The organism is Nocardioides sp. Root140 (genome assembly GCF_001426745.1).
In the GTDB taxonomy this organism is placed as follows: domain Bacteria; phylum Actinomycetota; class Actinomycetes; order Propionibacteriales; family Nocardioidaceae; genus Nocardioides.
Genome location: NZ_LMFI01000013.1, coordinates 123,056 through 146,158, shown reverse-complemented (window position 1 = coordinate 146,158; position 23,103 = coordinate 123,056). Strand labels below are relative to the sequence as shown.

At 68.7% G+C, this 23,103-nt stretch carries 22 protein-coding genes; 13 read left to right on the top strand and 9 right to left on the bottom strand.

Going from position 1 to position 23,103, the window contains the following annotated elements; all coding sequences use genetic code 11:
• Positions 1–49 precede the first annotated feature (49 nt).
• On the top strand, positions 50–865 hold the full coding sequence (locus tag ASD30_RS22035; RefSeq protein ID WP_200951217.1) for a TauD/TfdA dioxygenase family protein: 816 nt from the start codon (positions 50–52) through the stop codon (positions 863–865).
• On the opposite strand, the gene ASD30_RS22030 is transcribed toward ASD30_RS22035, so the two are convergent.
• Together ASD30_RS22030 and ASD30_RS22025 are read right to left on the bottom strand one after the other, a co-directional pair.
• Positions 840–1,727: an SDR family NAD(P)-dependent oxidoreductase gene (locus ASD30_RS22030; protein ID WP_082564084.1), complete on the bottom strand. Its 888-nt coding sequence runs from the start codon at positions 1,725–1,727 to the stop codon at positions 840–842. The genes ASD30_RS22035 and ASD30_RS22030 overlap by 26 nt on opposite strands.
• Positions 1,720–2,166, bottom strand: a complete 447-nt coding sequence (locus tag ASD30_RS22025) for a nuclear transport factor 2 family protein (RefSeq protein ID WP_056687246.1) — start codon at positions 2,164–2,166, stop codon at positions 1,720–1,722. The genes ASD30_RS22030 and ASD30_RS22025 overlap by 8 nt, the downstream gene beginning before the upstream one ends.
• A gap of 141 nt (positions 2,167–2,307) precedes the next feature.
• Here ASD30_RS22025 and ASD30_RS22020 point away from each other — a divergent pair, with 141 nt between their 5' ends.
• The 3 genes from ASD30_RS22020 to ASD30_RS22010 all read left to right on the top strand — a co-directional run bounded on the left by ASD30_RS22020 (position 2,308) and on the right by ASD30_RS22010 (position 6,571).
• Positions 2,308–3,177: an alpha/beta fold hydrolase gene (locus ASD30_RS22020; RefSeq protein ID WP_056687243.1), complete on the top strand. Its 870-nt coding sequence runs from the start codon at positions 2,308–2,310 to the stop codon at positions 3,175–3,177.
• Between the two features lie 117 nt (positions 3,178–3,294).
• Entirely contained in the window at positions 3,295–4,848 is a 1,554-nt protein-coding gene (locus tag ASD30_RS22015; RefSeq protein WP_162251036.1) for an ABC transporter substrate-binding protein, read from the top strand.
• A 157-nt stretch (positions 4,849–5,005) separates the two neighbouring features.
• A complete protein-coding gene (locus ASD30_RS22010) occupies positions 5,006–6,571 on the top strand; it encodes an ABC transporter substrate-binding protein (RefSeq protein ID WP_056687235.1) in 1,566 nt (521 codons plus the stop codon).
• Between the two features lie 78 nt (positions 6,572–6,649).
• Here ASD30_RS22010 and ASD30_RS22005 read toward each other — a convergent pair whose 3' ends face one another.
• From ASD30_RS22005 to ASD30_RS21990, 4 genes are all read right to left on the bottom strand, one after another.
• On the bottom strand, positions 6,650–7,075 hold the full coding sequence (locus ASD30_RS22005) for a universal stress protein (RefSeq protein WP_056687232.1): 426 nt from the start codon (positions 7,073–7,075) through the stop codon (positions 6,650–6,652).
• A gap of 92 nt (positions 7,076–7,167) precedes the next feature.
• A complete protein-coding gene (locus ASD30_RS22000) occupies positions 7,168–7,542 on the bottom strand; it encodes an EthD domain-containing protein (protein ID WP_056687230.1) in 375 nt (124 codons plus the stop codon).
• Positions 7,543–7,544: 2 nt separating this feature from the next.
• Positions 7,545–8,852, bottom strand: coding sequence for an alkyl sulfatase dimerization domain-containing protein (locus tag ASD30_RS21995; protein WP_162251034.1), 1,308 nt, complete (start codon positions 8,850–8,852; stop codon positions 7,545–7,547).
• A gap of 5 nt (positions 8,853–8,857) precedes the next feature.
• Positions 8,858–9,592 (bottom strand): SDR family NAD(P)-dependent oxidoreductase, encoded by a 735-nt coding sequence (locus tag ASD30_RS21990; RefSeq protein WP_056687225.1) that lies wholly within the window; start codon positions 9,590–9,592, stop codon positions 8,858–8,860.
• A 103-nt stretch (positions 9,593–9,695) separates the two neighbouring features.
• Between ASD30_RS21990 and ASD30_RS21985 the strand changes: the two genes are divergently transcribed.
• From ASD30_RS21985 to ASD30_RS21970, 4 genes are read left to right on the top strand one after another with little or no spacing between them, the layout of a single operon-like run.
• Positions 9,696–10,304: a TetR/AcrR family transcriptional regulator gene (locus ASD30_RS21985; protein ID WP_056687221.1), complete on the top strand. Its 609-nt coding sequence runs from the start codon at positions 9,696–9,698 to the stop codon at positions 10,302–10,304.
• Position 10,305: 1 nt separating this feature from the next.
• Positions 10,306–10,734 (top strand): SgcJ/EcaC family oxidoreductase, encoded by a 429-nt coding sequence (locus ASD30_RS21980; RefSeq protein WP_056687218.1) that lies wholly within the window; start codon positions 10,306–10,308, stop codon positions 10,732–10,734.
• Entirely contained in the window at positions 10,731–11,981 is a 1,251-nt protein-coding gene (locus tag ASD30_RS21975; protein WP_082564099.1) for a sulfotransferase family protein, read from the top strand. The genes ASD30_RS21980 and ASD30_RS21975 overlap by 4 nt, the downstream gene beginning before the upstream one ends.
• A gap of 46 nt (positions 11,982–12,027) precedes the next feature.
• Positions 12,028–12,492 carry a nuclear transport factor 2 family protein gene (locus tag ASD30_RS21970; RefSeq protein ID WP_056687212.1) on the top strand — a complete coding sequence of 155 codons (465 nt, stop codon included), beginning with the start codon at positions 12,028–12,030 and terminating at the stop codon, positions 12,490–12,492.
• 18 nt (positions 12,493–12,510) lie between these two features.
• Here the strand turns inward: ASD30_RS21970 and ASD30_RS21965 are convergent, their stop codons facing one another.
• From ASD30_RS21965 to ASD30_RS21955, 3 genes are all read right to left on the bottom strand, one after another.
• A complete protein-coding gene (locus ASD30_RS21965) occupies positions 12,511–13,260 on the bottom strand; it encodes an SDR family NAD(P)-dependent oxidoreductase (protein WP_056687209.1) in 750 nt (249 codons plus the stop codon).
• Positions 13,257–14,297, bottom strand: coding sequence for an LLM class flavin-dependent oxidoreductase (locus ASD30_RS21960; protein WP_056687206.1), 1,041 nt, complete (start codon positions 14,295–14,297; stop codon positions 13,257–13,259). Before ASD30_RS21960 ends, ASD30_RS21965 begins: the two co-directional genes overlap by 4 nt.
• Positions 14,298–14,387: 90 nt before the next feature.
• Positions 14,388–15,371, bottom strand: a complete 984-nt coding sequence (locus tag ASD30_RS21955; RefSeq protein WP_200949817.1) for an alpha/beta fold hydrolase — start codon at positions 15,369–15,371, stop codon at positions 14,388–14,390.
• A 168-nt stretch (positions 15,372–15,539) separates the two neighbouring features.
• On the opposite strand from ASD30_RS21955, the gene ASD30_RS21950 reads away from it, so the two are divergent.
• From ASD30_RS21950 to ASD30_RS21930, 5 genes are read left to right on the top strand one after another with little or no spacing between them, the layout of a single operon-like run.
• A complete protein-coding gene (locus ASD30_RS21950) occupies positions 15,540–15,911 on the top strand; it encodes a nuclear transport factor 2 family protein (RefSeq protein ID WP_082564080.1) in 372 nt (123 codons plus the stop codon).
• Positions 15,911–16,834 carry a carboxymuconolactone decarboxylase family protein gene (locus tag ASD30_RS21945; protein ID WP_056687200.1) on the top strand — a complete coding sequence of 308 codons (924 nt, stop codon included), beginning with the start codon at positions 15,911–15,913 and terminating at the stop codon, positions 16,832–16,834. The genes ASD30_RS21950 and ASD30_RS21945 overlap by 1 nt, the downstream gene beginning before the upstream one ends.
• On the top strand, positions 16,831–19,188 hold the full coding sequence (locus tag ASD30_RS21940) for an arylsulfatase (RefSeq protein ID WP_082564079.1): 2,358 nt from the start codon (positions 16,831–16,833) through the stop codon (positions 19,186–19,188). Before ASD30_RS21945 ends, ASD30_RS21940 begins: the two co-directional genes overlap by 4 nt.
• The gene (locus tag ASD30_RS21935) at positions 19,185–20,738 is read left to right on the top strand and encodes an FAD-binding protein (protein ID WP_056687197.1); all 1,554 of its coding nucleotides are present in this window, start codon (positions 19,185–19,187) and stop codon (positions 20,736–20,738) included. The genes ASD30_RS21940 and ASD30_RS21935 overlap by 4 nt, the downstream gene beginning before the upstream one ends.
• Complete coding sequence (locus ASD30_RS21930; protein WP_056687193.1) at positions 20,735–23,083, top strand: arylsulfatase; 2,349 nt, start codon at positions 20,735–20,737, stop codon at positions 23,081–23,083. Before ASD30_RS21935 ends, ASD30_RS21930 begins: the two co-directional genes overlap by 4 nt.
• Positions 23,084–23,103 lie beyond the last annotated feature (20 nt).

The window sequence follows — 23,103 nt, the reverse complement described above, 5'->3', positions numbered from 1 at the left end:
TAGGTTGCAATTAAGACACTACGTCTTACACGCCACCCAGGAGGAAATCGTGAGCCACCCGTCCCTGACCGTAAACCGCCTGACGCACTCGATCGGCGCCGAGATCTCCGGCGTCGACCTCGCTGCCGGGGTCGAGCCCGCCGTCGCCAAGGAGCTCGTCGACCTGTTCCACGAGCACCAGGTGCTGTTCTTCCGCGACCAGCAGCTCGACGACGTCTCGCACCGCGACTTCGCCCGGAACTTCGGACCGCTGCAGCACTTCGCGTTCCTGCCGCCGGTCTCCGAGGACGTGCCCGAGGTGCACGCGATCGACATCGACGGCGCCAAGCCGAAGACCGCCAACGCCGACATCTGGCACTCGGACGCGACCTTCCTGGAGAAGCCGCCGCTCGGGTCGATGCTGCGGGCGGTGATCCTGCCGGACGTCGGCGGCGACACGCTCTGGGCCTCGATGTACGCGGCGTACGACGCACTCTCGTCCCACGTGCAGCGCCTGATCGAGGGGATGACCGCAGTGCACGACTCGTCCAACTCGGTCAGCCACGCCCGCAAGACCGTCAATGCCGACTACCGCCCGGTGCACCACCCGGTCGTGCGCACGCACCCGGTGACCGGTCGCAAGGCGCTCTTCGTGAACAAGACGTTCACGACCCGGCTCGACGGGGTCACCGACCGGGAGAACGAGTCCCTGTTGACGATGCTGACCGACCACGTGCGCTCGCCCGACTTCCAGGTGCGCTTCCACTGGACTCCCGGTTCGGTCGTGCTCTGGGACAACCGCTGCACCCAGCACTACGCCGTGGCCGACTACGCGGGCCGGCGCCGCATGCACCGTGTGGTCATCGACGGTGATGCTCCTGCGTGAGAGCGCCTGCCCGCTGCTGGATCTCCTTGGCCACGTTGGCGCGCGGCGGCGTGCGGTCGGTGAGCATGGCCGCACGCCGAGCGGTGATCTCCGCGAACCGCTCGGGGTGGGTCGGCACCCAGAACTGCCGGTCGGCCACGCCCTGCAGGATTCTGCCTGCGGCGACCTCCGCGGTGATGCCGTCGTCGCGCAGGTGGCCACGCATCGTCTCGAGCATCTCGTCGGTCGCGGCGGTGTCCACGGCGTCGGTCAACGCGTCCTCGAAGATGCGGGTGCGCACCGCGGCCGGGCAGGCCACAGAGACACTCATCCGGGGAAACTGCTCGGCGGCCTCCAGGTACAAGCACTCGGTCATCGCCAGCACGGCGTGCTTGGAGGCGTGGTAGGCCGCGTTCATCGGGCTGCTGCTCACGGCGGCGACCGACGCCACGTTCGCGACGTACGTCGACCGCAGGTTGGCGCCCATCCACGGCACGAAGGAACGGATGCCGTGGAAGACGCCGTCGGCGTTGACGCGCTGCATGCGCTGCCAGGTCTCGGGGGAGGTCTCCCAGATGCGGCCGACGGACTCGATGCCGGCGTTGTTGACCAGCAGCTCCACCGAGCCGTAGGCGTCGAACGCGGCCTCGGCCAGGGCATCCACCGCCGCGGCATCGCGCACGTCGGTGGGCACGGCCAGCACGTCGGCTCCGGCTGTTGCCAGGTCGCGTCGCACCTCGTCGAGGCGCACGGCGTCCAGGTCGGCGATGACCACCTTCATGCCGAGGTCGGCGGTGAGGTGGGCGAGTGCGGCGCCGATGCCGCCACCGGCTCCAGTGATCACGGCGGTCTGCCCGCCGAACGTCTCGCGGAGGTCAGTCATCGCTGCCGCGCAGGACGGCGAAGTCACCGAGGGTGATCTGCATGTCGAACGTCCGCAACGCGAGCCGCCAGCCGTCAGACGTGTGCACCCAACGGTCGTCGTACTCGCCCATGCACTCGAAGAAGGAGCCGGCCATCGGGCCGGCGCCGACGTGGTGCACCCGGGCATACGCGAGGGTGCGTGCTCCGCCCTCGGTGAATTCGACGCGCAGGTTGCCGATCAGGTGCTGGGTCGGGCCGACGCCGTCGAGGTGGGCGCGCATCTTGGCGATCGTGTCCTCCAGACCGGTCGCGCCGTAGCCTGACCCGTCGTCGGCGAACGTGGCCCGCACGGTGTCCCAGTCGCGGGTGTCGATGGCCTTCTGCAGACCGAACAGGGCCTCCGCAAGCTCGTCCTTCGCAGAGTGCAGCTCGGCTCCAGATCGCTGGACTGCCGTCATGGGTGTGCTCCTCAGGTGGGTCCGGTCGGATGCTCCGGTTCTATGCGAACGGGGCGCCACGGACCCGATCTGTCCCGTTGAGTGGTTCCGGTGGTCGGGACCCTGCGCCGGTCAGGTTCGCCTCGTCGCTAGGTTCGCGACATGACCGAGCTGACTCACGAATCGACCCTGCGCGAACTGTCCACGGACCAGGGCGTGCTGCGCTACCACGAGGCCGGAGAGGGGCCGCCGCTGCTGATGCTGCACGGTTCCGGGCCCGGTGTGACCGGCTGGCGCAACTACCGCGGCAACCTCGCCCGGTTCGCCGAGCACTTCCGCTGCCTGGTGCTGGAGTTCCCCGGCTTCGGGGTCAGCGACGGTGCCGACGTCCACCCGATGGCGGCCGCCGTACCTGCCGTGGGGGCGTTCCTCGACGGGCTCGGCCTCGACCAGGTCGACGTCATCGGCAACTCGATGGGCGGAATCGTCGGCACGCAGTTCGCCCTGGCCCAACCCGACCGGGTCCGCCGACTGGTCACCATCGGCGGCATGGGGCGCAACATCTTCAGCCCCGGCCCCGGAGAGGGCATCAAGCTGCTGATGGAGTTCACCGACGAGCCCACCCGCGAACGCCTCGTGAAGTGGTTGCACTCGATGGTCTACGACCCGGCCATGGTCACCGAGGAGCTCATCGAGGAGCGGTGGGAGCAGGCCACCGACCCGGCCACCCTGGCGAGTGCCCGCAAGATGTATTCCACGGCCGCGATGACGGCCAACTTCAAGGCCGCCGCCGCGTCCGACGAGGCGCCGTACTGGGCGAAGCTGCACAAGATCAAGGCGGAGACCCTGATCACCTGGGGGCGTGACGACCGGGTGAGCCCCATGGACATGGCGCTCCTGCCGATGCGCACCATCCCGCACGTGGAGCTGCACGTGTTCCCCAACTGTGGGCACTGGGTGATGATCGAGCAGAAGGTGGCGTGGGAGAGCGCCGTCCTCGCGTTCCTCACGCGCGACGCCGCCGGTCGATGACCTCGGTCGCTCCCGGTCACCGGGACGCGGCGTTGTGGCCCCTGGTGGCGGCCTAGGTTCCTCCTACCCACATTCAGTGGCCGGGGAATGCGAGAGAGGACAGTGATGAGAGTCACTTTGGCTACACACAGGATCAAGGCGGCGGTGGTGGCGGTCGCGGCGGGGGCGATGCTGCTCGCCGGCTGCGGCGGGGGCACGAACGCTGCTGGCAGTGGGGAGAACGACCCCGACGCGACACTCCGCATCATGTACGGCATGGCGGCGTCCCTCGACCCGGTCGATGCTCCCGAACCGGCGCAGCTGACCTTCTCGACCTGGCCGGTCTACGACACGTTGATCACGATCGGTGACGACTCCACCTACCAGCCGATGCTGGCCACGGAATGGAAGTTCTCCGCCGACGGCAAGGCGCTGTCCCTCACGTTGCGCGACGGGGTCACCTTCAGTGACGGCACGCCCTTCGACGCCGCGGCGGTGAAGGCGAACCTCGACCGCTACCTGGCCGCCGACAAGTCGGCGGTGCAGATCGCCCTCGGCTCCGTGGCGAGCGTCGAGACCACCGGCAAGCTCACGGTGGACGTGAAGCTCAAGCAGCCGACCACGGCGATCCTGTCCGCCCTGGCCAGCAACCTGGGCGGCATCATGATCTCGCCGAAGGCGCTGACGTCGGGCGACCTGAAGAGCAAGCCGGTCGGCACCGGCGCCTACACGATCGAGTCGTTCAAGCCCGGCGAGGAGGCGGTCTACGTCCGCCGTACCGACGCCGGCGCGAAGTGGGACCCCAAGACCGGCAACGTCGCCAAGGTCGTGATCAAGAAGATCGCCAGCGACGACGCGAAGTACAACGCGCTCAAGAGCGGCCAGATCGACGTGACCACCTGGACCGGTGACCCGACCGTCTTCACCAAGGGTCAGGTGCAGACCGTCGCCCTCGACACCGCGCTCAACCTGGTCGGGATGTACTTCAACCCGAAGGTCAAGCCGCTCGACGACGTGAAGGTGCGCCAGGCGATCAACATGGCGATCGACCGCAAGGGCATCACCGAGGCCTTCGGCCCGGAGAACGAGGTGCGCGTGCAGCCGTGGCCCAAGGGCCTGGGCGGCTTCGAGAACTCTCGTGAGGAGCAGTACACCTTCGACCCGAAGGCCGCGAAGGACCTGCTGGCCGAGGCCGGCTACCCCGACGGGTTCACCATTCCCGGTGAGTTCCTGACCAACAACGCCTCCAGCATCGACAAGATCAGCGAGGTGGTGCAGGCGAACCTGTCCGACATCGGGATCAAGTTCGAGCTGCGCCCGATGGACATCCTGTCCCAGATCACCGGCTACGCCGAGGGCAACTACTCGGGTCAGTTCATGTACATGTCGCTGCCGTCGATCGACAGCTCCGCCTGGCTGCAGCGCCTCTTCGCCAACCCCGTCTGGTCTCCGGCCGGCCCGTCTCCCGAGATGACCGCCCTGATGGCCGGCGCCGAGGACCCGACCCTCAGTGACGACGAGCGTGCGGCCAAGGTCAGCAAGGCCGTGCAGTACGCAACCGACAACGCGCTCTACGCCCCGATCTTCCAGGGCGTCGGCGGGCTGGCGGCATCGAACAAGGTCACCGGTCTCGACGTGCTTCCGTCGCAGAGCGGCGTGGCCAACCTGCGCTACCTGGGCATGACCAAGTAGCTCACGCACCACACCACGGGCCGGTCGATCCTCGGATCGACCGGCCCTTGGTGTGTGCATGTGTTCCCGGTCACCGGGATGTGTCGTGGGGCACTTCCCGGGCGCCCTACTTTCCAACTACCACATCCGGTGGCGGGAAACGGCAGAGAGGTCAGTGATGAGAGTCACTCTGGGTACGCGGAAGATCAAGGCGGCGGTGGTGGCAGTCGCGGCGGGGGCGATGTTGCTCGCCGGCTGTGGCGGCGGCACGAACGCGGCCGGCGGCGGTGAGAACGATCCGGACGCCACGCTACGGATCATGTACGGCATGACGGCGTCGCTCGACCCGGTGGATGCTCCGGAGGCCGCGCAGCTGACCTTCGCCATCTGGCCGGTCTACGACACGTTGATCACGATCGGTGCGGACTCCACCTACCAGCCGATGCTGGCCACCGAGTGGAAGTTCTCCGCCGACGGCAAGACGCTGTCGCTCACCCTGCGTGACGGGGTCACCTTCAGTGACGGCACGCCGTTCGACGCTGCGGCGGTGAAGGCGAACCTCGACCGCTACCTGGCCGCCGACAAGTCGGCCGTGCAGGCCGCACTCAGCTCCGTGGTGAGCGTCGAGCCCACCGGTGACCTCACCGTGGACGTGAAGCTGAACCATCCGACCACGTTGATCCTCTCGGCGCTGGCCAGCAACCTGGGCGGGATCATGATCTCGCCGAAGGCGCTGACGTCGGGCGACCTGAAGAGCAAGCCGGTCGGCACCGGGGCCTACACGATCGAGTCGTTCAAGCCGGGCGAGGAGGCCGTCTATGTGCGTCGTACCGACGAGGGTGCGACGTGGGATCCGAAGACCGGCAACGTCGCCAAGGTCGTGATCAAGAAGATCGCCAGTGACGACGCGAAGCACAACGCGCTGAAGAGCGGCCAGATCGACCTCACCACGTGGACCGGTGATCCGGCCCTGTTCCCCGAGGGACAGTTCCAGACCGTCGACCTGAACACCTCGCTGGGCATGGTGGGCATGTACTTCAACCCGAAGGTCAAGCCGCTCGATGACGTGAAGGTGCGCCAGGCGATCAACCTGGCGATCGACCGCAAGGGCATCGTGGAGGCGTTCGCCCCGGTGAACGAGGTGCGCGTGCAGCCGTGGCCCAAGGGCCTGGGTGGTTTCGAGGACTCGCTCGAGGAGCAGTACGCCTACGACCCGAAGGCCGCGAAGGACCTGCTGGCCGAGGCCGGCTACCCGGACGGGTTCACCATTCCGGGGGAGTTCCTGACCAACAACACCTCCAACATCGACAAGATCAGCGAAGTGGTCCAGGCGAACCTGGCCGAGGTCGGGATCAAGTTCGAGCTGCGCCCGATGGACGTCCTTTCCCAGATCACCGGCTACGCCGAGGGCGGCTATTCGGGGCAATTCATGTACATGTCGCTCGCGTCGGTCGACAACTCGGCCTGGCTGGACCGACTGTTCGTGAACCCGGTGTGGAGCCCGGCTGGTGCCTCGCCGGAGCTGGTCGCCCTGATGGAGGGCGTCGACGACCCCACGCTGACTGATGAAGAGCGTGGCGCCAAGATCAGCAAGGCGGTTCAGTATGCGACCGACAATGCGTTGTACGCCCCGCTGTTCCAGGGTGTCGGCGGACTGGCCGCCTCGAACAAGGTCAAGGGGCTGGACAATCTCGCCGCCCAGATCGGGGTCGTGAACCTGCGCTACGTGAGCATGACCAAGTAGTCCTTCACAAGCCTGTGGCCGGTCGATCCGAGGATCGACCGGCCACAGTTGTCTTCGCCCGTGTGCGGGCTGGGGCGTTCAGACGGTCTTGGCGATGTAGACGTCGCAGGGCGCGTGCTGCGCGACCGTGGTCGCGATGCTGCCGAGCACGCGGGCAATGCCCTGGACCCGCTTGTTGCCGACCACGATCAACGTCGCCTTGTGGCGCTCGGCCTCGCCGACCAGTGCCTCTCCGGGCTTGCCGGGAGAGGCACTGCTGCTCACCTCGACACCGTCGGCGTCCAGGGACCGGACGACCTCCCGTGCGGTGGCGGCGGCCTCGTCCGCAGTGGAGAGCATCCAGCGGTCGGTGCCGGTGCCGACGACCTCGGCCACCCGGTCCCGGTCGTAGGCGCAGATCACGTGCAGACGTGCGCCGATGCCGGCGGCCAGATTCGCCGCGGTCTGCGCCGCCTGCCGTGCGGTGGGACTGTCGTCCACCCCGACGATGATGAGTCCTGACATTTGATGCTCCTCGGATGATCGCGCGTGGACTGTGGACGCTAGTCGCGCGGAGTCACCCGGTCGGGCCCGAGTCTCGCCACCCGGGACTGCCATCAGACAGGGCGAGCTCGCGGGGTGGACGGATGGTCGGCGACCAGCAGGATGCGATTGGCCGCGGGGTTCATGAAGGCGGCCTCGTCGGTGGCGATCGCCTCGCGCAGCGACGGGTCGCGGTCGGCCATCGCGAACATCTCGTGCATGGCGGCGTCGTCGTGGAAGACGATCTCGGTCACCACGTCGATCCCGTCGTGGTTCGCGGGAGCACCGCCCTCGGCGTACGGCGGGTCGACGTAGTTGCGGGTGTAGCTCGCGAACAGGTGCGCGAAGTGAGACATCGCGAACGGTGCGTGGTGGTTCTCGTAGTAGTCCCGGAACTCGCCGGCGGACAGGCCTTCCTTGCGATGGAACAGTCCGATCAACTTGGGCATGCTCAGACCTTCCTCTGTCCGACCCTGGTGGCGTTCTCGAGTTGGTCGATGCGGTGCTCGAGCCAGCCCGAGAGCCAGAAGTTCGCTTCGTGGGCTGGGTCCTCGAGCAGCGTGCGGTGCGAGTCGAGCAGCTGCCGGCTCGCCTGCGGATGGTCCGGGGTGTGCGCGAGCACGGCCTCCGCGAGGGCGGTGGCCTCGGCATGCTGGCCCTCCCCGGCGCGGGTCGCGGCCAACCGGAGCACGCTGTCGACGCCACCGGCCTCGACGAGGTCTGCGAGCACCTGGTTCGGCCCGATCGCGAGGAGCTCAGACGTTCGCTCGTGACGGAACCACCCCAGGTAGGTCTCCCAGATCGTGCGGACACCCCAGGCGACCCGGCCATAGCCCTGGCCGACCCGCAGCTCGGGCGGGAGGGCGACCTCGCGGACGAGAGTGTGCAGGTCGACGCCGTCATTGATGCCGCGAAGGGTCTCGTCACGGACGTAGGACACGGCGTCGTGCATGCGTTGCAGGCAGGCGTCGATGAGGTCGGCGCCCACGATCGGGTCGCCCCGCCCGGTGACCAGCATCTCTGGACGCAGGTCCCGGAGTCGGCGGATCGTGGCGAGGTAGGGCTCCACCTGGCGGTACTCGTGGCCGCGGATCGTGTTCAGGTTCGGGAAGTGGCAGAACAGCGGCCCCAGCAGGTTGCTGATCAGGGCGATCCGGTGCTGGGGGAGCCAGACCATCGCGCCGTCCGTGGTCTCGCCGGTGCCGTGCCACAGCTCGACGTCCAGGCCGCCGAGTGTGAAGGCCATCCGGTCCTCGAAGGTCAGGTCGGGAACGGGCGAGTCCTGCTGGAGCGAGAGATCGGGCCGCTCGGCGGCGAACCTCTTGATCTCAGCGGTCGGCGAGAGGTCGAACCAGGCCGCGTTCCACAGACGCATCCGTCCGCGGATCCGGGCGTCCTGGCCCTGGGCGAACTGGTTGCGCGCCTGGGCGACGTAGACCGTGCCGTCGTCGCGGAAGTTCGCCACCCCGCCGACGTGGTCGGTGTGGCCCTGCGTGGTGATGACGTACGGCGTGGGACCCGGGCACACCTGGTCGAAGAGGTGACGGTGGTGCACCGACTCGTAGCCGAGGCCGGTGTTCACGATGATCCGGCCGGCATCCGTGACCAGCATGTAGGCGTAGGACGCCCCGCTGGATCGGTACAGGAAATCGGTCAACGGCACGGCTTCGTCGTCGTACACGAAGTCGAGCAGCACCTTGCCGGGTCGCTCGTCGATGAGTCGGTCGACTTCGGCGGCCAGGTTGCTGGGAGAGGTCATGGTGGTCATCCCTTGATCAGGTAGCCGCCGTCGACGGCGATGGTCTGTCCGGTGAGGAACTTGGCAGCGTTGCTGGCCAGGAAGAGGACGACCGGAGAGATGTCATCAGGCTGCCCGACCCGGCCCATCGGCGTGCGCGCGATGGTGGGCGCGACGGCAGCGTCGTTGCCGACCAGGCCGGAGGTCATGTTGGTCTCGACGAGGCCGGGGGCCACCGCGTTGACCCGGATCGAGTCCTTCGCCCAGGCAAGGGCGAGGGACTTGGTCATCTGCACGATGCCTGCCTTGGCGGCGCCGTACCCCGGGACCACCTCCACGGCCTGGAAGCTGGTCATGGAGGCCAGGTTGACGATCGCCGCGCCATCCGCGGAGGACAACAGGTCGTGGCAGGCGTTCGAGAGCCTGAAGGCCGAGGAGAGATTGATCCGCAGCGCGTCCTCGAAGACGTCGGGGTCCCATTCGTCGCGACGCACGAGGTTCTGGCCCGCGTTGTTGACCAGCACGTCGAGCTGGCCCAACCCGGCGGCCAGTGCCTCTATCTGGGTGGGTTCGGACATCTCGCACTGGACGTAGCTGATGCCGTCGAGGTCCGCGTCGTACTCGTCGGCGGAGTCGCGGCGGCCAGTGACGGTGACCTTGGCGCCGGCCGATCGGAAGTCGTGGGCCATGGCCAGGCCGAGGCCGCTGGAGCCGCCGGTGACGAGGACGTGCCGGTCGCTGAAGTCGAAGGAAACGTTCATCGGGGGTCTCGTTTTCTGGTCGGGTCCGGCGACCGTAGCCAATTCTTGAACATTGTTCAAGAGATTCTTGAACAATGTTCAAGTCCTCGCTAGTCTCCACGTCGTGACCAGTCAGAAGGAACCATCGGCCGCCGACGACAAGCGTCGGCTCATCCTCGACGCGGCCGTTGAGCTCGTCTCCGAGGGCGGGTACTCAGCGCTGTCGATCCGCGCGCTCGCGTCTCGGGCGGGGATGAGCCTCGGGCTCCTCTACTACTACTTCGCCGACAAGCACGCAGTCTTCGCGGCCCTCATGCGCGACCAGCAGGCCACCATGGTGGAGCTGCTCGACAGCCAGCCGCGCGACCCGGGGCTGAGGTCCCTGCTCCTCGCCATGGTGGAGCCGACCCGGCGACAGTGGCTCCAGGTGGGGCGCCTGGTCGGGGTGTGGCGGGCCGAGCGTCCCGACGTGACTGTGGAGGCGAGGGAGCAACAGCTCGGCAGTGCTCGCATGCAGTTCGAAGCGCTGGAGCGAGCACTGCGGGAGTGCGCCGATGCCGAGGGGCGCACCCTGCGCGCCGAGCCCGAGATCGTGCCGTTCGTCTGGGCCTCGCTGATGGGCATCGCCGACCTGCACGCCCAAGGCTGGGTGACCCCCATTGACGAGGACCGACTCACCGACATCACCGTCAGCGCCATCGAGGAACACGTCCTCGTGCCGATCAAGGAGTGACATGCCCACCCGTGAAGAGATCTGCCGCCTGTGCGATGGCTACATCGCCGCGCTCAACCGCCGCGACCCTGAAGCAGTGATCGCGTTCTTCGCCGAGGACGCCGTGCAGGAGGAGCCGGTCGGTTCGGCCCCCAACGTCGGCCGGGAGAAGATCCTGGCCTTCTTCGAGGGCCACCGCGAAGCGCCGATCACGGTGACCCGATTCGGACCGGTCAACGTGGTCGGCAACCGGGCGGCGTTTCAAGCGTACGTCGCCATCGACACACCTGACGGCTCGGTCGCGATCACCACCACCGACGTGATCACGGTCGATGACGACTGCCTGATCAGTGAGCTCCTTGCCTTCCCCGACCGCGAGGGAGACCCCGACGACGCACCGGGAGCCCGCCTGCTCGCCGACTCGTGGGCGAAGACGAGCAGCGTGACATGAGGCTTCGCATCGACGACCTGACCGAGCCCGTGCTGACCGACGTACAACGGATGGCACTCGCTGATGCCGAGCAGCACCCGGTCGACCTGACCGTCGAGGCGGTTCTGGCCCGGTCCCGTCAGGCGACCGGGCTCGACGACTTCGGCGCCGACGACTTTCGCGAGCGGATGCGGGTCTGGCTCGACGAGGTCCGGACCGACCCCAACCGCACCGCCTTGGCTCGCCGGGTGATGTTCGGCCTCTGCGTCAAGCACGCCTCGAACCGACTGCGCATCGAGGCCCTGCTCGCGCGGCACCCGGAGATCCACGACCAGCAGATCGTCGCGCCGGTGTTCGTCACCGGGCTGCCGCGGTCCGGCACCACTCACCTCGTCAACCTGCTCGCGGCCGACACCAGGTTCAGGTCCCTGCCGTTGTGGGAGGCCGACCAGCCGGTGCCAGACAGGGGTGAGTCACCGGGACGCGACGGACTCGACCCGCGGTTCGCCCGGTGTGACGAGGCGTGGGACCGAATGCGGTCGGGCAATCCCTATCTCGCGGCGTGGCACACGATGGCCCCCGACTCGATCCACGAGGACATCGAGCTCTGGGCGAATGACTTCGCCGGCTACAACCCCGAGTGGATCTTCCAGATGATGCCGAAGTGGCAGGCGCACTACCTGGACCACGACCAGACACCGCACTACGAATATCTTCGCACCGTGCTGAAGATCCTCCAGTGGTACCGCCCCGGCGAGCGCTGGCTGTTGAAGTGCCCCCAGCACCTGGAGAACCTCGGCCCCCTCACGAAGGTGTTCCCCGATGCGACGCTGGTGATGACGCAGAGAGACCCCGTGGGTGTGGTGCAGTCGGCCGCGACCCTGCGTGCCTACGGCGCCCGCACGATGTACCACCGCTTCGACGTGAACGAGATCCTCGACTACTGGGCGGCCCTGGTGGAGCGACTGCTCCGGTCAGCAGCGCGCGACCGCCACCTGCTTCCCGAGGGCGCGATCCTCGACGTGCCCTTCCACGAGTACATGGCCGACACCATGGGCACGGTCGAGCAGGTCTACGCGCACGCCGGGCTGGAGCTCACCGAGCAGGCCCGCTCCGAGATCACGGCGTACGTCGACGCGCACCCACGCGACAAGCACGGGTCGATGACCTATGACCTGAGAGCAGACTTCGGTGTCACGCCCGAGACGCTTCGTCAGCGTTACCTCTTCCACCTCGAGCGGCATCCGGTGCCCGTCGAGGTGCACTGAACACGTCACCCCCGCGCGCGTGCCGAAACCACAGGAGGAGAAGGTCATGGACAGTGCCCGCGAGATTGAAAACCTGCTGTACCTCTACGCCGAACGCATCGACAACGGCGACCTGGACGGCGTCGCCGCACTCTTCGCACACGGCCGCGTCGTACGTGGTGACGGGCCACCGGCCGAGGGGAGCGACGCCGTCCGCCGGACGTACCGGACCAGGCTGTACGCGGACGGCACACCGCGGACCAAGCACGTGACGACCAACGCGATCATCGAGGTGGACGAGGAACGTGGCACGGCGTCCTGTCGCAGCTACTACACCGTGTTCCAACAGACAGCGGCGTTGCCGCTCCAGGCGATCATCACGGGGCGCTACCACGACACCTTCCACGTCCGCGACGGTCGCTGGTGGTTCGACACCCGGACCTTCCAGGTCGACCAGGTCGGGGACGTGAGCCAGCATCTCGACGAAGCACAATCCCTGGGCCTCACTCGACGCATGGTCGAGAAGGGCTGACCGGTCCTGGCAGCTTCGTCACATCGCGCTGCGTGCACCGCCGTCGACCCGCATCTCGGCACCGTTGAGGTAGGCGCCGTCGGCCGACGCGGCGAACGCGATCGCGGCGGCGAGATCCTCGGGCTCACCCGGTTGATGCCAGAGCGTGGCGAGACGTGAGTACCAGGTCGGGTCCAGGGCGCCGACGGTTCCGTTCATCATCGGGGTCCGTACGCCGCCGGGGGAGATCGGCACCACCCGGATCCGGCGCTCGCCCAGCTCGGCGGCAAGGCTCAGTGAGTAGGAGAGGAGCGCTGCCTTCGAGGCGGCGTACCCGGACATGCCGGGATGGGCTTGCGTCGCCGCGGTGGAGCAGACGTTCACGATCACCCCGGTTCCGTCCGGCAGGTGGGGGATCACCTCTCGGCACAGCAGCATCGGCCCGAAGGTGTTGACCATGAAGACATGGGCCAGCTGTTCGGCGGTGACGGCGTCGGCCGGAGTCAGATCGGTCATGCCGGCGACGTTGGCCAGCACGTCGATCGAGCCCATCGTGGCGCGTGCCGCCTCGACCGCGGAGACCAGCGAGTCCTCGTCGGTGAGATCCGCGACGAACGGCGTGAAGCGCTCGGGCTCAGCGACCTGGCGAAGAGTCTCACGCAGGCCGGCCTCGTCCCGGCCGACGCCGAACACACGGGCGCCTTCGGCGACCAGCCGCACCGCGGTCGCCCGGCCGATGCCGGAGGAGGCCCCGGTCACCAGGACCGACCTGTCGTCGAAGCGCCTCATGAGGTGGCGGCCGAACGCTCGGCACGGTCGGTGCCGGGGAGATGCTGCGCCTGCAGCCGGGGGATGACTTCGTCGGTGAGCAGGTGCACGCTCTTCCAGGCCTCGTCGATCGGCATCCCGCCGACCAGGGGGTGCAGCGTCACCGATGCCTCCGGACCCTGCTCGGCCAACTCCGCGAGTAACTCCTCCGGAGTGAGCACGCGGTAGCGACCGGAGGCGCGAACGTCCTCGATGGACCTGACTCCGCGCACGTGCATCACCGACTTCATGTCGGAGGCTGCCCAGGCGCCGTACTCGACCGCTTCCCACATCAGGTGCCTGCCCAGCTGCGACCAGGCGCGCTCGGGATCCTCGTGCAGGATCACCATTCCGGGGCGGTGCGCGGCGACCATGTTGGCCACGGGCTCGATGCCCTCAGCACGGCACAGCTCCTCGTAGTGGGCCAACAGGTCCGGGAGGTGGTCGGGGATCTGCAGTGGCAGCCGGAAGCGGACGGCGCGACGGGCGGTCGCCTTCGCCGAGCCGCCGACCATGATGAACGGATGCGGCTGGGTGAGGGGTCGCGGTGTGATCGCGACGGTGGTGCCGTTGTGGTCGAACGGCTCGCCGGTCCAGGCCTTCAGCAACGTCTCCAACAACTGGTCCATCAGCTTGCCGCGTTGGCTGTAGTCCTTGCCCATCGCGGCGTACTCGACCGGGCGGTAGCCGAGTCCGAGGGTGACACTCATCCGGCCGCCGCTCACCTGGTCCACGACCGCGAGGTCCTCAGCGAGCCGGATCGGATCCCACAGCGGCCCGAGTGCCGCGGCCACGCCCACGCGGATGCGCTCGGTGCTGGCCAGGATCATGCCGCCGGTGAGGATGGGGTTGCTGCTCCAGCCGAAACCGCTCGAGTGGTGCTCATCGAGACTGATCAGGTCGACGCCCTTCGTGTCCGCGAACTGCGCCATCTCCAGTGCTGCGCGGAAGACGTGTGACTGCTGCACGGGATCCGGGTCGGGCAGGGCGAACGTGAAGCGCAGGGCGGTGCGGGGCATGGGACCTCCAAGGACCGTGAGCCCCAAGACTGGCCAGCGTCCGTGCAGTCGCTGTCGGTGATCCTGTTGGGTGGGACCTCGGTCGCCCGGCTACCGGGTCAGGAAGTCGACGAGCAGGTCGTTGACCTGAGCCGGTGCTTCCATCTGGACGAAGTGGCCGGCGCCGGGGATCACGTGCACACCCAGCAGCCCGGGGACCGAAGCACGCATGGCGTCCATCGATCCGGCGCCCGTGATCTGCCGGACCGGGTCACGGTCGCCGGTGACGAAGAGGACGGGCAGCGTGATCGGCTCGTCAGGCCGCTCCTGCTTCTCGGCCCAGACGTGATCCGCGGCGCGGTACCAGTTCAGTCCACCCGTGAAGCCTGTGCGGGTGAACTCCTGCACGTAGTGGCCGAACTCCTCCTCGGAGAGCCAGGGCCAGGGCAGACGAGGTGCCGTGGGGAGCACGTCGAGATAGCCGTTGCCCTCGCTGGTGTGCTCGAAGATGTCGGCGTAGCGGTAGCCGCCACTGAGCGCCCAGAACACCCGGCTCAGGAACCCGGCGGGGTCGGCGTCCAGCTCCGCGTCGGCCTTTCCGGGCTGCTGGAAGTAGTGCATGTGGAAGAAGTGCTGCGTCGCGACCCGGGCGTACGCCGCGCTCGGTCGCATCGGTGACGTGTCGGCCCGGGGCACACTCAGCTGGAAGAGGCCACGCACTCGGCCCGACGCCCACTGGGGGAGGTCCCAGACCAGCCCCGCGCCGAAGTCGTGACCGATGAACACCGCGTCGTCGATCGCGAGGGCGTCAAGCAGGCCGACCAGGTCGGCGACAGTGTGGGTGCGGGAGTAGGCAGCGGGATTCGTGGGCCGGTCCGTGCCGCCGTACCCGCGCATGTCGACGGCAATCGCACGGTGACCCGTGGCCGCGATCACCGGGAGCTGGTGGCGCCAGCTGTGGGCGAGGCCCGGGAACCCGTGGCACATCACCACCGCCGGCCCGGTGCCCTGCTCGAGGACCCGCATCCTGATCTCGCCGACGTCGACCAGGCGCTCGCGCAGTTGCATCGGATCGGATGCTGTCATCGGGTCCATGTCCTCTCCTCGGCCGGGTCCCGGCGACAGCCTGCCGACACCGTCCGGAGGGAGCGGTCGGTGATCCCAGTGGGTAGGACCAAGGCTGCCGATCGAAACCGGTTTCCCTACGTTCATGCGGGAGGGCAGCCCGCCTGGCTGTCTCGCACCCCGCCGAGGAGTCCTCCCATGAGCACAAGCAGAGACACCGTTGTCGCGGTGTGCGACGCCTACATCGCCGCGATGACCGTCGGTGACCCGGAGAAGACGGCGAGCCTGTTCTCACCGACCGCCACGCACGAGGAGCCGATCGACACCCCGGTGCGCCACGGCCGCGACGAGATCTTCGCCTTCCTCGACCAGTACAAGGACCTGGGCTTCAAGCTCACCCGGCTCGGGCCCGTGACGGTGGTCGGCAACCGGGGCGCCTTCCAGGTCCGTGTCGACATCCCTACCCCCGACGGCACCAAGTCGATGACCGCGACTGATCTCGTCACCGTCGACGACGAGGGGTTGATCTCCGGAATCGTCGTCCTCCCCGACGCCGAGGCGACGCCGTGATGACGTTGCTGCGTCCCTCGGGGCGGGCACACCAGCTGGCCGGCATGGCGGAGGACGCACTGCACGCGATCGCGACCATGGTGGAGAGCGCGAAGCGTGAGGCGAGCCGGTCACTGCCCTCGGGCACCTACGCCCTGGTCCGCCTCCGCATGGCTCACCTCCTCGGCGTCGACGACGGCTGGCATCCGGTGATCGGCGACGTACGACTCGAGAAGCTGGCCGACTGGCCGACCTCTCCGGCGTTCTCGGCGACGGATCGGGCGATCCTCTCCGTCGCGGAGCAGTTCCAGCTGGACGTGGCGGGGAGCACCGACCAGCAGCGGGCCGACCTGCACGACGCGCTCGGTGAGGACGCCGAGGCGCTGCTCGAGGTGCTGTACGCCGTCGACGCCGAGCTCCGCCTGTGCGCGGCGACCCGGCAGCTGTTCGGTGAGGACCCGGTGGCCGACGTGGCGCCCGACCTCGGGGTCGGACTGACCGATGCACTGAACCTGGTGACCACCGAGATCAGCAGGCTCGACACCCTCGACCCGCTCACCACCGAGCTGGTCCGGTTGCGCGGCGCGCGGCTGCACCACTGTCGGCTCTGCGAGTCGCTGCGGCATGCCGATGCGCTCGCGGCCGGCGGCACTGAGGACTTCTTCGCGCAGGTCGACGACTACGAGACGGCGGGCTTCTCCGACCGCCACACGGTCGCGCTGCGCCTGGCCGACGCGATCCTGGCGCGACCCGGCGACTTCCCGGACGGCCTTGCCGACCAGGTGCATGCCGAGTTCGCACCGACCGAAGCGCTCGAGATCGTGCTGGACGTCGTACGCAACGCCCGCAACAAGATCGCGGTAGCGCGCGGCACGGACGGCGATGGCGTGGGGGAGCAGGTGCGCGTCTTCGCCACACCGGGCGGTCGGTTCGAGCTGCGATGACCACGGACCCCAGAGGCATTCCCGACGACCTGCCCGAAGCGGGGCGTGCGTACGCCGGCTTCGACGGCAGGGTCGGTCGCACCATCGCCGGATCCGAGCCGTGGTGGCCACCGAGGCCACGGGCCACCGAGAAGGCACCCAACGTCATCGTCGTGCTGTGCGACGACATGGGCTACTCCGACATCGGCTGCTTCGGCTCCGAGATCGCGACTCCCAACCTCGACCGCCTCGCCGACGAAGGCGTGCGCTACACGAACTTCCACGTCACTCCGATGTGCTCGCCGACCCGGGCCGCGATGCTGACCGGGCGCAACTCCCACGCGGCCGGCATCGGCTACGTCGCCCACGCCGACCCGGGGTTCCCGGGCCAGGCGATGGAGCTGGCCGACGACGTCAGCACCATCGCCGAGGTGCTGCGCGACAACGGCTACTCGACCCTGATGGTCGGCAAGTGGCACCTGTGCAAGGACGCCGACGTCACCGACACCGGCTCCCGCAAGTCGTGGCCACTGCAGCGCGGCTTCGACCGGTTCTACGGGATCATGGACGGGATGACGGACATGTTCCACCCGCATGCCCTCTACCGCGACAACAGTCGGATCACGCCCGCCGAGCACCCCGACGACTACTACTTCACCGACGACCTCACCGACGAGGCGATCGCGATGATGCGCGCGGTCAAGGCCTCCGACCCGACGAAGCCGGCGTTCCTCTACTTCGCCCACGGGGCCGTGCATGCGCCGCTCAACGCGCCGGCCGCCGACATCGAGAGGCACCGCGGTGCCTACGAGGCCGGCTGGGACCGGATTCGCGCCGAGCGGTTCGCCCGTCAGCAGGAGCTCGGCGTCGTCGCGCCGGGCACGACCCTGGCTCCGCGCAACAGCGAGGAGGGCGACGACGTGCCCCCGTGGGACGAGCTTCCCGCCGAGCGCAAGCAGGTGTTCGCCCGCTACATGGAGGTGTACGCCGCGATGGTGCAGTCCGTCGACACCTCACTGGGCCGGCTCCGCGCGGCGCTCGAGGAGCTCGGCGAGTGGGACAACACCTTCCTGCTCTTCACCTCCGACAACGGGGCCTCGCGTGACGGTGAGACGCAGGGGAGCAGCCAATACTTCGACGTGCTGCGGCACTACCACGGCGGCGGCGCCGGGATGGACGCCGAGTTCGACCGCGACCTCGCCCGCATCGACGAGATCGGCGGGCCACGGTCGCTGCCGCACTACCCGCGCGGCTGGGCGATGGCCTCGAACACGCCGTTCCGGCTCTACAAGACCAACACCCACGCCGGCGGCCACTCGGTGCCGACGATCGTCAGCTGGCCGGCCGGGCTCACGACGGACGGCGGCGGTCTGCGGCGGCAGTACGTCCATGTGACCGACCTGTTCCCGACCCTCCTCGAGGTCACCGGGGCGACGGCGAGCGACCAGCGGTACGGCGTACCCCTCAAGCCCCTCGCCGGATCCAGCTTCCTGCCCACGCTCTCCGACGCGGAGGCGCCCGAGACCCATCGTGAGCAGTACTACGAGATGCAGGGCCACCGCGGCTACTACCGCGACGGCTGGGAGATCGTGACCAGGCACCGCCCGCTCACTCCGTTCGGCGACCACGAGTGGCAGCTGTACGACGTACGCACCGACCCGACCGAGACCCGCGACCTGGCCAAGGACCACCCCGACCTGGTCGCCGAGCTGGCCGCGTGCTGGGACCGAGCCGCCTGGGAGAACCAGGTGTTCCCGCTCAACGAGGGCTCCGGCCTGATGCGCAACCTGCGACCCGAGCGGGAGGACGTCTACGCCCTGCCGGTGCGCCTGGTGCCCGGCACGCCGACGCTGGAACGCTATCGGTCGCTGATGCTGGTCTACCGGCGCTCGTTCACCGTCACGGTCGACCTCGACTTCAGTCCCGGTGACCGTGGCGTGCTCTTCGCGCACGGCTGCCAGAGCGGCGGCTACTCGCTGTCCGTCGACGGCGACCGGCTCAGCTACTTCCACAATCACTCGGGCACCGTCGACGTGCTCGACCTCGGGCTCCTCGCGCCCGGCCCGCAGCAGATCGTGCTCGACGTCGAGGCGGGCACCGGCGGCCTGTTGGTCGACGTACGGGCACGAGTCGCGGGCGAGCCCCGCGGCAGCGCCGAGGGCCTGGTCATGCCGATGGGACAGGCAATGTTCCAGGGCATCGACATCGGCGTCGACCGCGGCTCACCCGTGAGCTGGGAACGCTTCGACGCCGAGGGCACCTTCGCCTGGCGTGGAGACCTGCATGCAGTCACCTGGACACCGGGAGCCCATGCCCCCGGCACCGGACCGGAAACCCTGGCACGACAACGAGAGATCGGGATGGCCTTCGAATGAGCGACACGACAACGACGACGGAGTGGGACGACGAGTGCGACGTGCTCGTGGTGGGCTCGGGTGGCGGTGGCCTGACCGGCGCCTACACCGCGGCACGAGAAGGGCTCTCGGTGATCCTCGCCGAGGCGAGTGACCGCTTCGGCGGCACCACCGCCTACTCGGGCGGCGGCATGTGGTTCCCCTGCAACGCCGTGCTGGAGCGGGCCGGGAGCACCGACACCTTCCGTGACGCGACGACCTACTACCGCTCGATCGTCGGTGACCGGACCCCCCGTGAGCTTCAGGACGCCTACCTGGAGACCGGCGCCCGGCTCGTCGACTACTTCGAGCAGGACGACGACTTCGAGTTCCTGGTCTTCCCGTGGCCGGACTACTACGGCTCGGCACCGAAGGCCAGCGCCACCGGCCGGCACATCATGATGAAGTCGCTGCGACCCGACGAGCTGGGCTCCCTGCGCGACTCGTTGCGCTCCACGCTCCCGGTCGAGCGCGCCGGCGCACCGCTGCCCGAGAGCATCGACGGCGGACAGGCGCTCATCGGCCGACTGCTGCTCGCGCTGTCCCGCCGCGAGGCGGTCGACCTGCGCCTGGACACCACGTGCGACGAACTGGTCCGTGAGGGCGACGCCGTGGTCGGAGCGGTCGTCACCCAGGCAGGAGTCCGTCGCCGGATCCGCGCCAGGCGTGGCGTCCTGGTCGCGGCCGGTGGCTTCGAGCACAACGAGCAGATGCGGACGGCGTACGGCGTGCCCGGCGCGTCCCGTGACGCCATGGGGCCGGCCACCAACCTGGGCCTGGGCATCAAGGCCGGCATCGACGTCGGCGCCGACACCGACCTGATGGAGGAGGCCTGGTGGTCACCGGGCCTGACCCACCCCGACGGGTCCTCGACGTTCTCCCTCTGGTTCACCGGCGGCATCTTCGTCGACGACAACGGTGAGCGTTTCGTCAACGAGTCCTGGGCCTACGACCGGATCGGCCGCGAGGTCATCGACAAGATCGCTGCCGGCGACGTGACGCTGCCGTTCTGGATGGTCTACGACGACCGCGACGGCGAGCGGCCCCCGGTGCGGGCGACCAGCGTGCCGGCGGGGGAGACCCGCGACTACCAGGAGGCCGGGCTGTGGTTCAGCGCCGACACCCTGGACGAGCTGGCGGCGAAGATCGGGGTGCCGGCGGACCGGCTGGCCGAGACCGTCGCGCGGTTCAACGGTTTCGTCGAGGCCGGTCATGACGACGACTTCAACCGTGGCGACGAGCCCTACGACCGGTCCTTCTCCGGTGGGGAGTCGCCGCTCGTGGCGATCGAGAAGGGCCCGTTCCACGCGGCCGCCTTCGGCCTCTCCGACCTTGGCACCAAGGGCGGGCTGCGAACCGACGCCTCCGCACGTGTGCTGGACCCCGAGGGTGCCGTGATCCGTGGGCTCTACGCCGCCGGCAACTCGATGGCGGCCCCTAGCGGCACGGTCTACCCCGGCGGCGGCAATCCGGTCGGCACCAGCATGGTCTTCAGCCACCTCGCGGCACTCGACATGGCGGGTGACAAGTGAACCGCAAGATCCTGCCCGTTCCCCAGCCACGGCAGACGATTGCGCCCTCCGTCGACCGCGTGCACCAGGACCCGGCGTTCCCCGTGCGGGAGCGGGTCTCCCCACCTGAGGGCGCCCCCAACGTGCTGGTGATCCTCGTCGACGACATGGGCTTCGGGGCCTCGTCGGCGTACGGCGGCCCGTGCCGGATGCCGACTGCCGACCGACTGGCCGCGGGCGGGCTGAGCTACACCCGGTTCCACACCACCGCGATCTGTGCGCCGACCCGGGTCTCGCTGCTCAGCGGTCGCAACCACCACAGCGCGGGCATGGGCACCGTGCCCGAGATGGCCACCTCGTCACCCGGCTACGACTGCATCCGGCCCGACACGATGGCCACGCTGCCGGAGATCCTGTCGGGCAACGGCTACCTGACCGGGGCCTTCGGCAAGATGCACCAGACGCCCATGTGGGAGGTCGGCGAGACCGGTCCGTTCGACCGCTGGCCGCTCAACGAGGGTTTCGACAGGTTCTACGGCTTCATCGGTGCCGAGACCAACCAGTTCACCCCGGCGCTGATCGACGGCTTCACCCCGATCGACCCGCCGCGCACCCCGGAGGAGGGCTACCACCTCTCCGAGGACCTGGTCGACCAGGCCACCACCTGGATCGAGAACGTGAGCTCGCTCGAGCCCGACCGCCCGTGGTTCACCTACCTGAGCTTCGGTGCCTGTCACGACCCGCTGCACGTGCCCGAGTCCGAGTCCTGGCGCGGTCGCTACCGCGGCGAGTTCTCGCGGGGCTGGACCGCCCAGCGGGAAGAGACCCTGGCCAGGCAGAAGGAGCTCGGCCTGGTGCCGCAGGACGCCACGCTGCCGGAGTTCGACCCGGACGTGCCCGACTGGGAATCCATGGGCGACGACGAGCGCATCGTGTGCGAGCGACTCATGGAGCTGTACGCCGAGTTCGCCGAGCACATGGACACCCAGATCGGCAGGCTGATCGACACGCTCGAGGGCCTCGGCCAGCTCGACAACACCTTGGTCGTCTACATGCTCGGCGACAACGGTGCGGCCGCCGAGGGCGGCATCAACGGCTCGGCGAACCTCGTGTGCAACCTCAACCGGGTGCCCTACAAGGTCGAGGACATCATGGCGCAGCTCGACGAGCTGGGCGGCCCGATGACCTACCCGCACTATCCGGTGGGTTGGGCGCTGGCGATGAACACGCCGTACCAGCAGTCGAAGAAGTACGCGTCGCACTACGGCGGCACCCGCAACGGGATGATCGTGCACTGGCCGGAGAGGATCACCGAGGCCGGCGTGCGCCACCAGTGGCAGCACTGCGTCGACCTCACGCCGACCGTGCTCGAGGCCGCCGGCATCCCGGTGCCCGACGTCGTCGACGGCGTGCCGCAGGCGCCGATGGAGGGCACGTCGTTCGCGGACACCTTCACCGACGCCGACGCCGAGGAACGCCACACCACGCAGTACTTCGAGATCCATGGCAGCCGGGGCATCTACGACCACGGCTGGACGGCGGTCACCCGCCACATGTCGATGCCGTGGAGCCGGCCCTATCGCCCGGCGCCTCCCTTCGCGGAGGACGTCTGGGAGCTCTACGACACGACCTCCGACTGGACCCAGGCCGAGAACGTCGCCGAGAAGTTCCCCGAGAAGCTCGAGGAGCTCAAGGCGAAGTTCCTCGTCGAGGCGGCCCGCTACCAGGTGCTGCCGCTGGACGACCGCATGCAGGAGCGCTTCGACCCGGCTGCCGCACCGCGGCCGGACCTGCTCGGCGAGCGACGCTCGGTCACCCTGCGGCCGTCGATGCACGGGATCCGTGAGGGCATCGCACCCGACGTGAAGAACACCTCGTTCACGATCGCCGTCGACCTCACGGTTCCTGTCAGCGGCGCCGACGGGGTGCTGATCGCCCAGGGCGGGCGGTTCTCCGGCTGGACGCTCTACGTCAAGGACGGCCGCCCGGTCTATTGCTACAACCGTGCCGGGGAGCGCACCTGGGTCCGTGGCGAGTCCGTCGTACCCGCCGGTGAGCACGTGGTCGGCCTGCAGGTCACCTACGACGGGGGAGGCGTGGGCAAGGGCGCCGACGTCGTCCTGACCGTCGACGGGGAGGCGTGCGGGGCGGGCCGCCTCGAGCGCACGATCGGCTTCCAGTTCTCGATGGACGAGACCATGGACGTCGGGCGTGACCGGGGCACCCCCGTCACCGAGGAGTACGCCGCACATCCGCGGGACAACGCCTATCGCGGCGGGCTCAAGCAGGTCCGCGTCGACCTCGCCGAGCGAGTCGACGGCCCCAGCGTGGAGGAGCGGCGACGCGTCGTGATGACCACGCACTGACGTGGCGCTGCCGGGCGGCC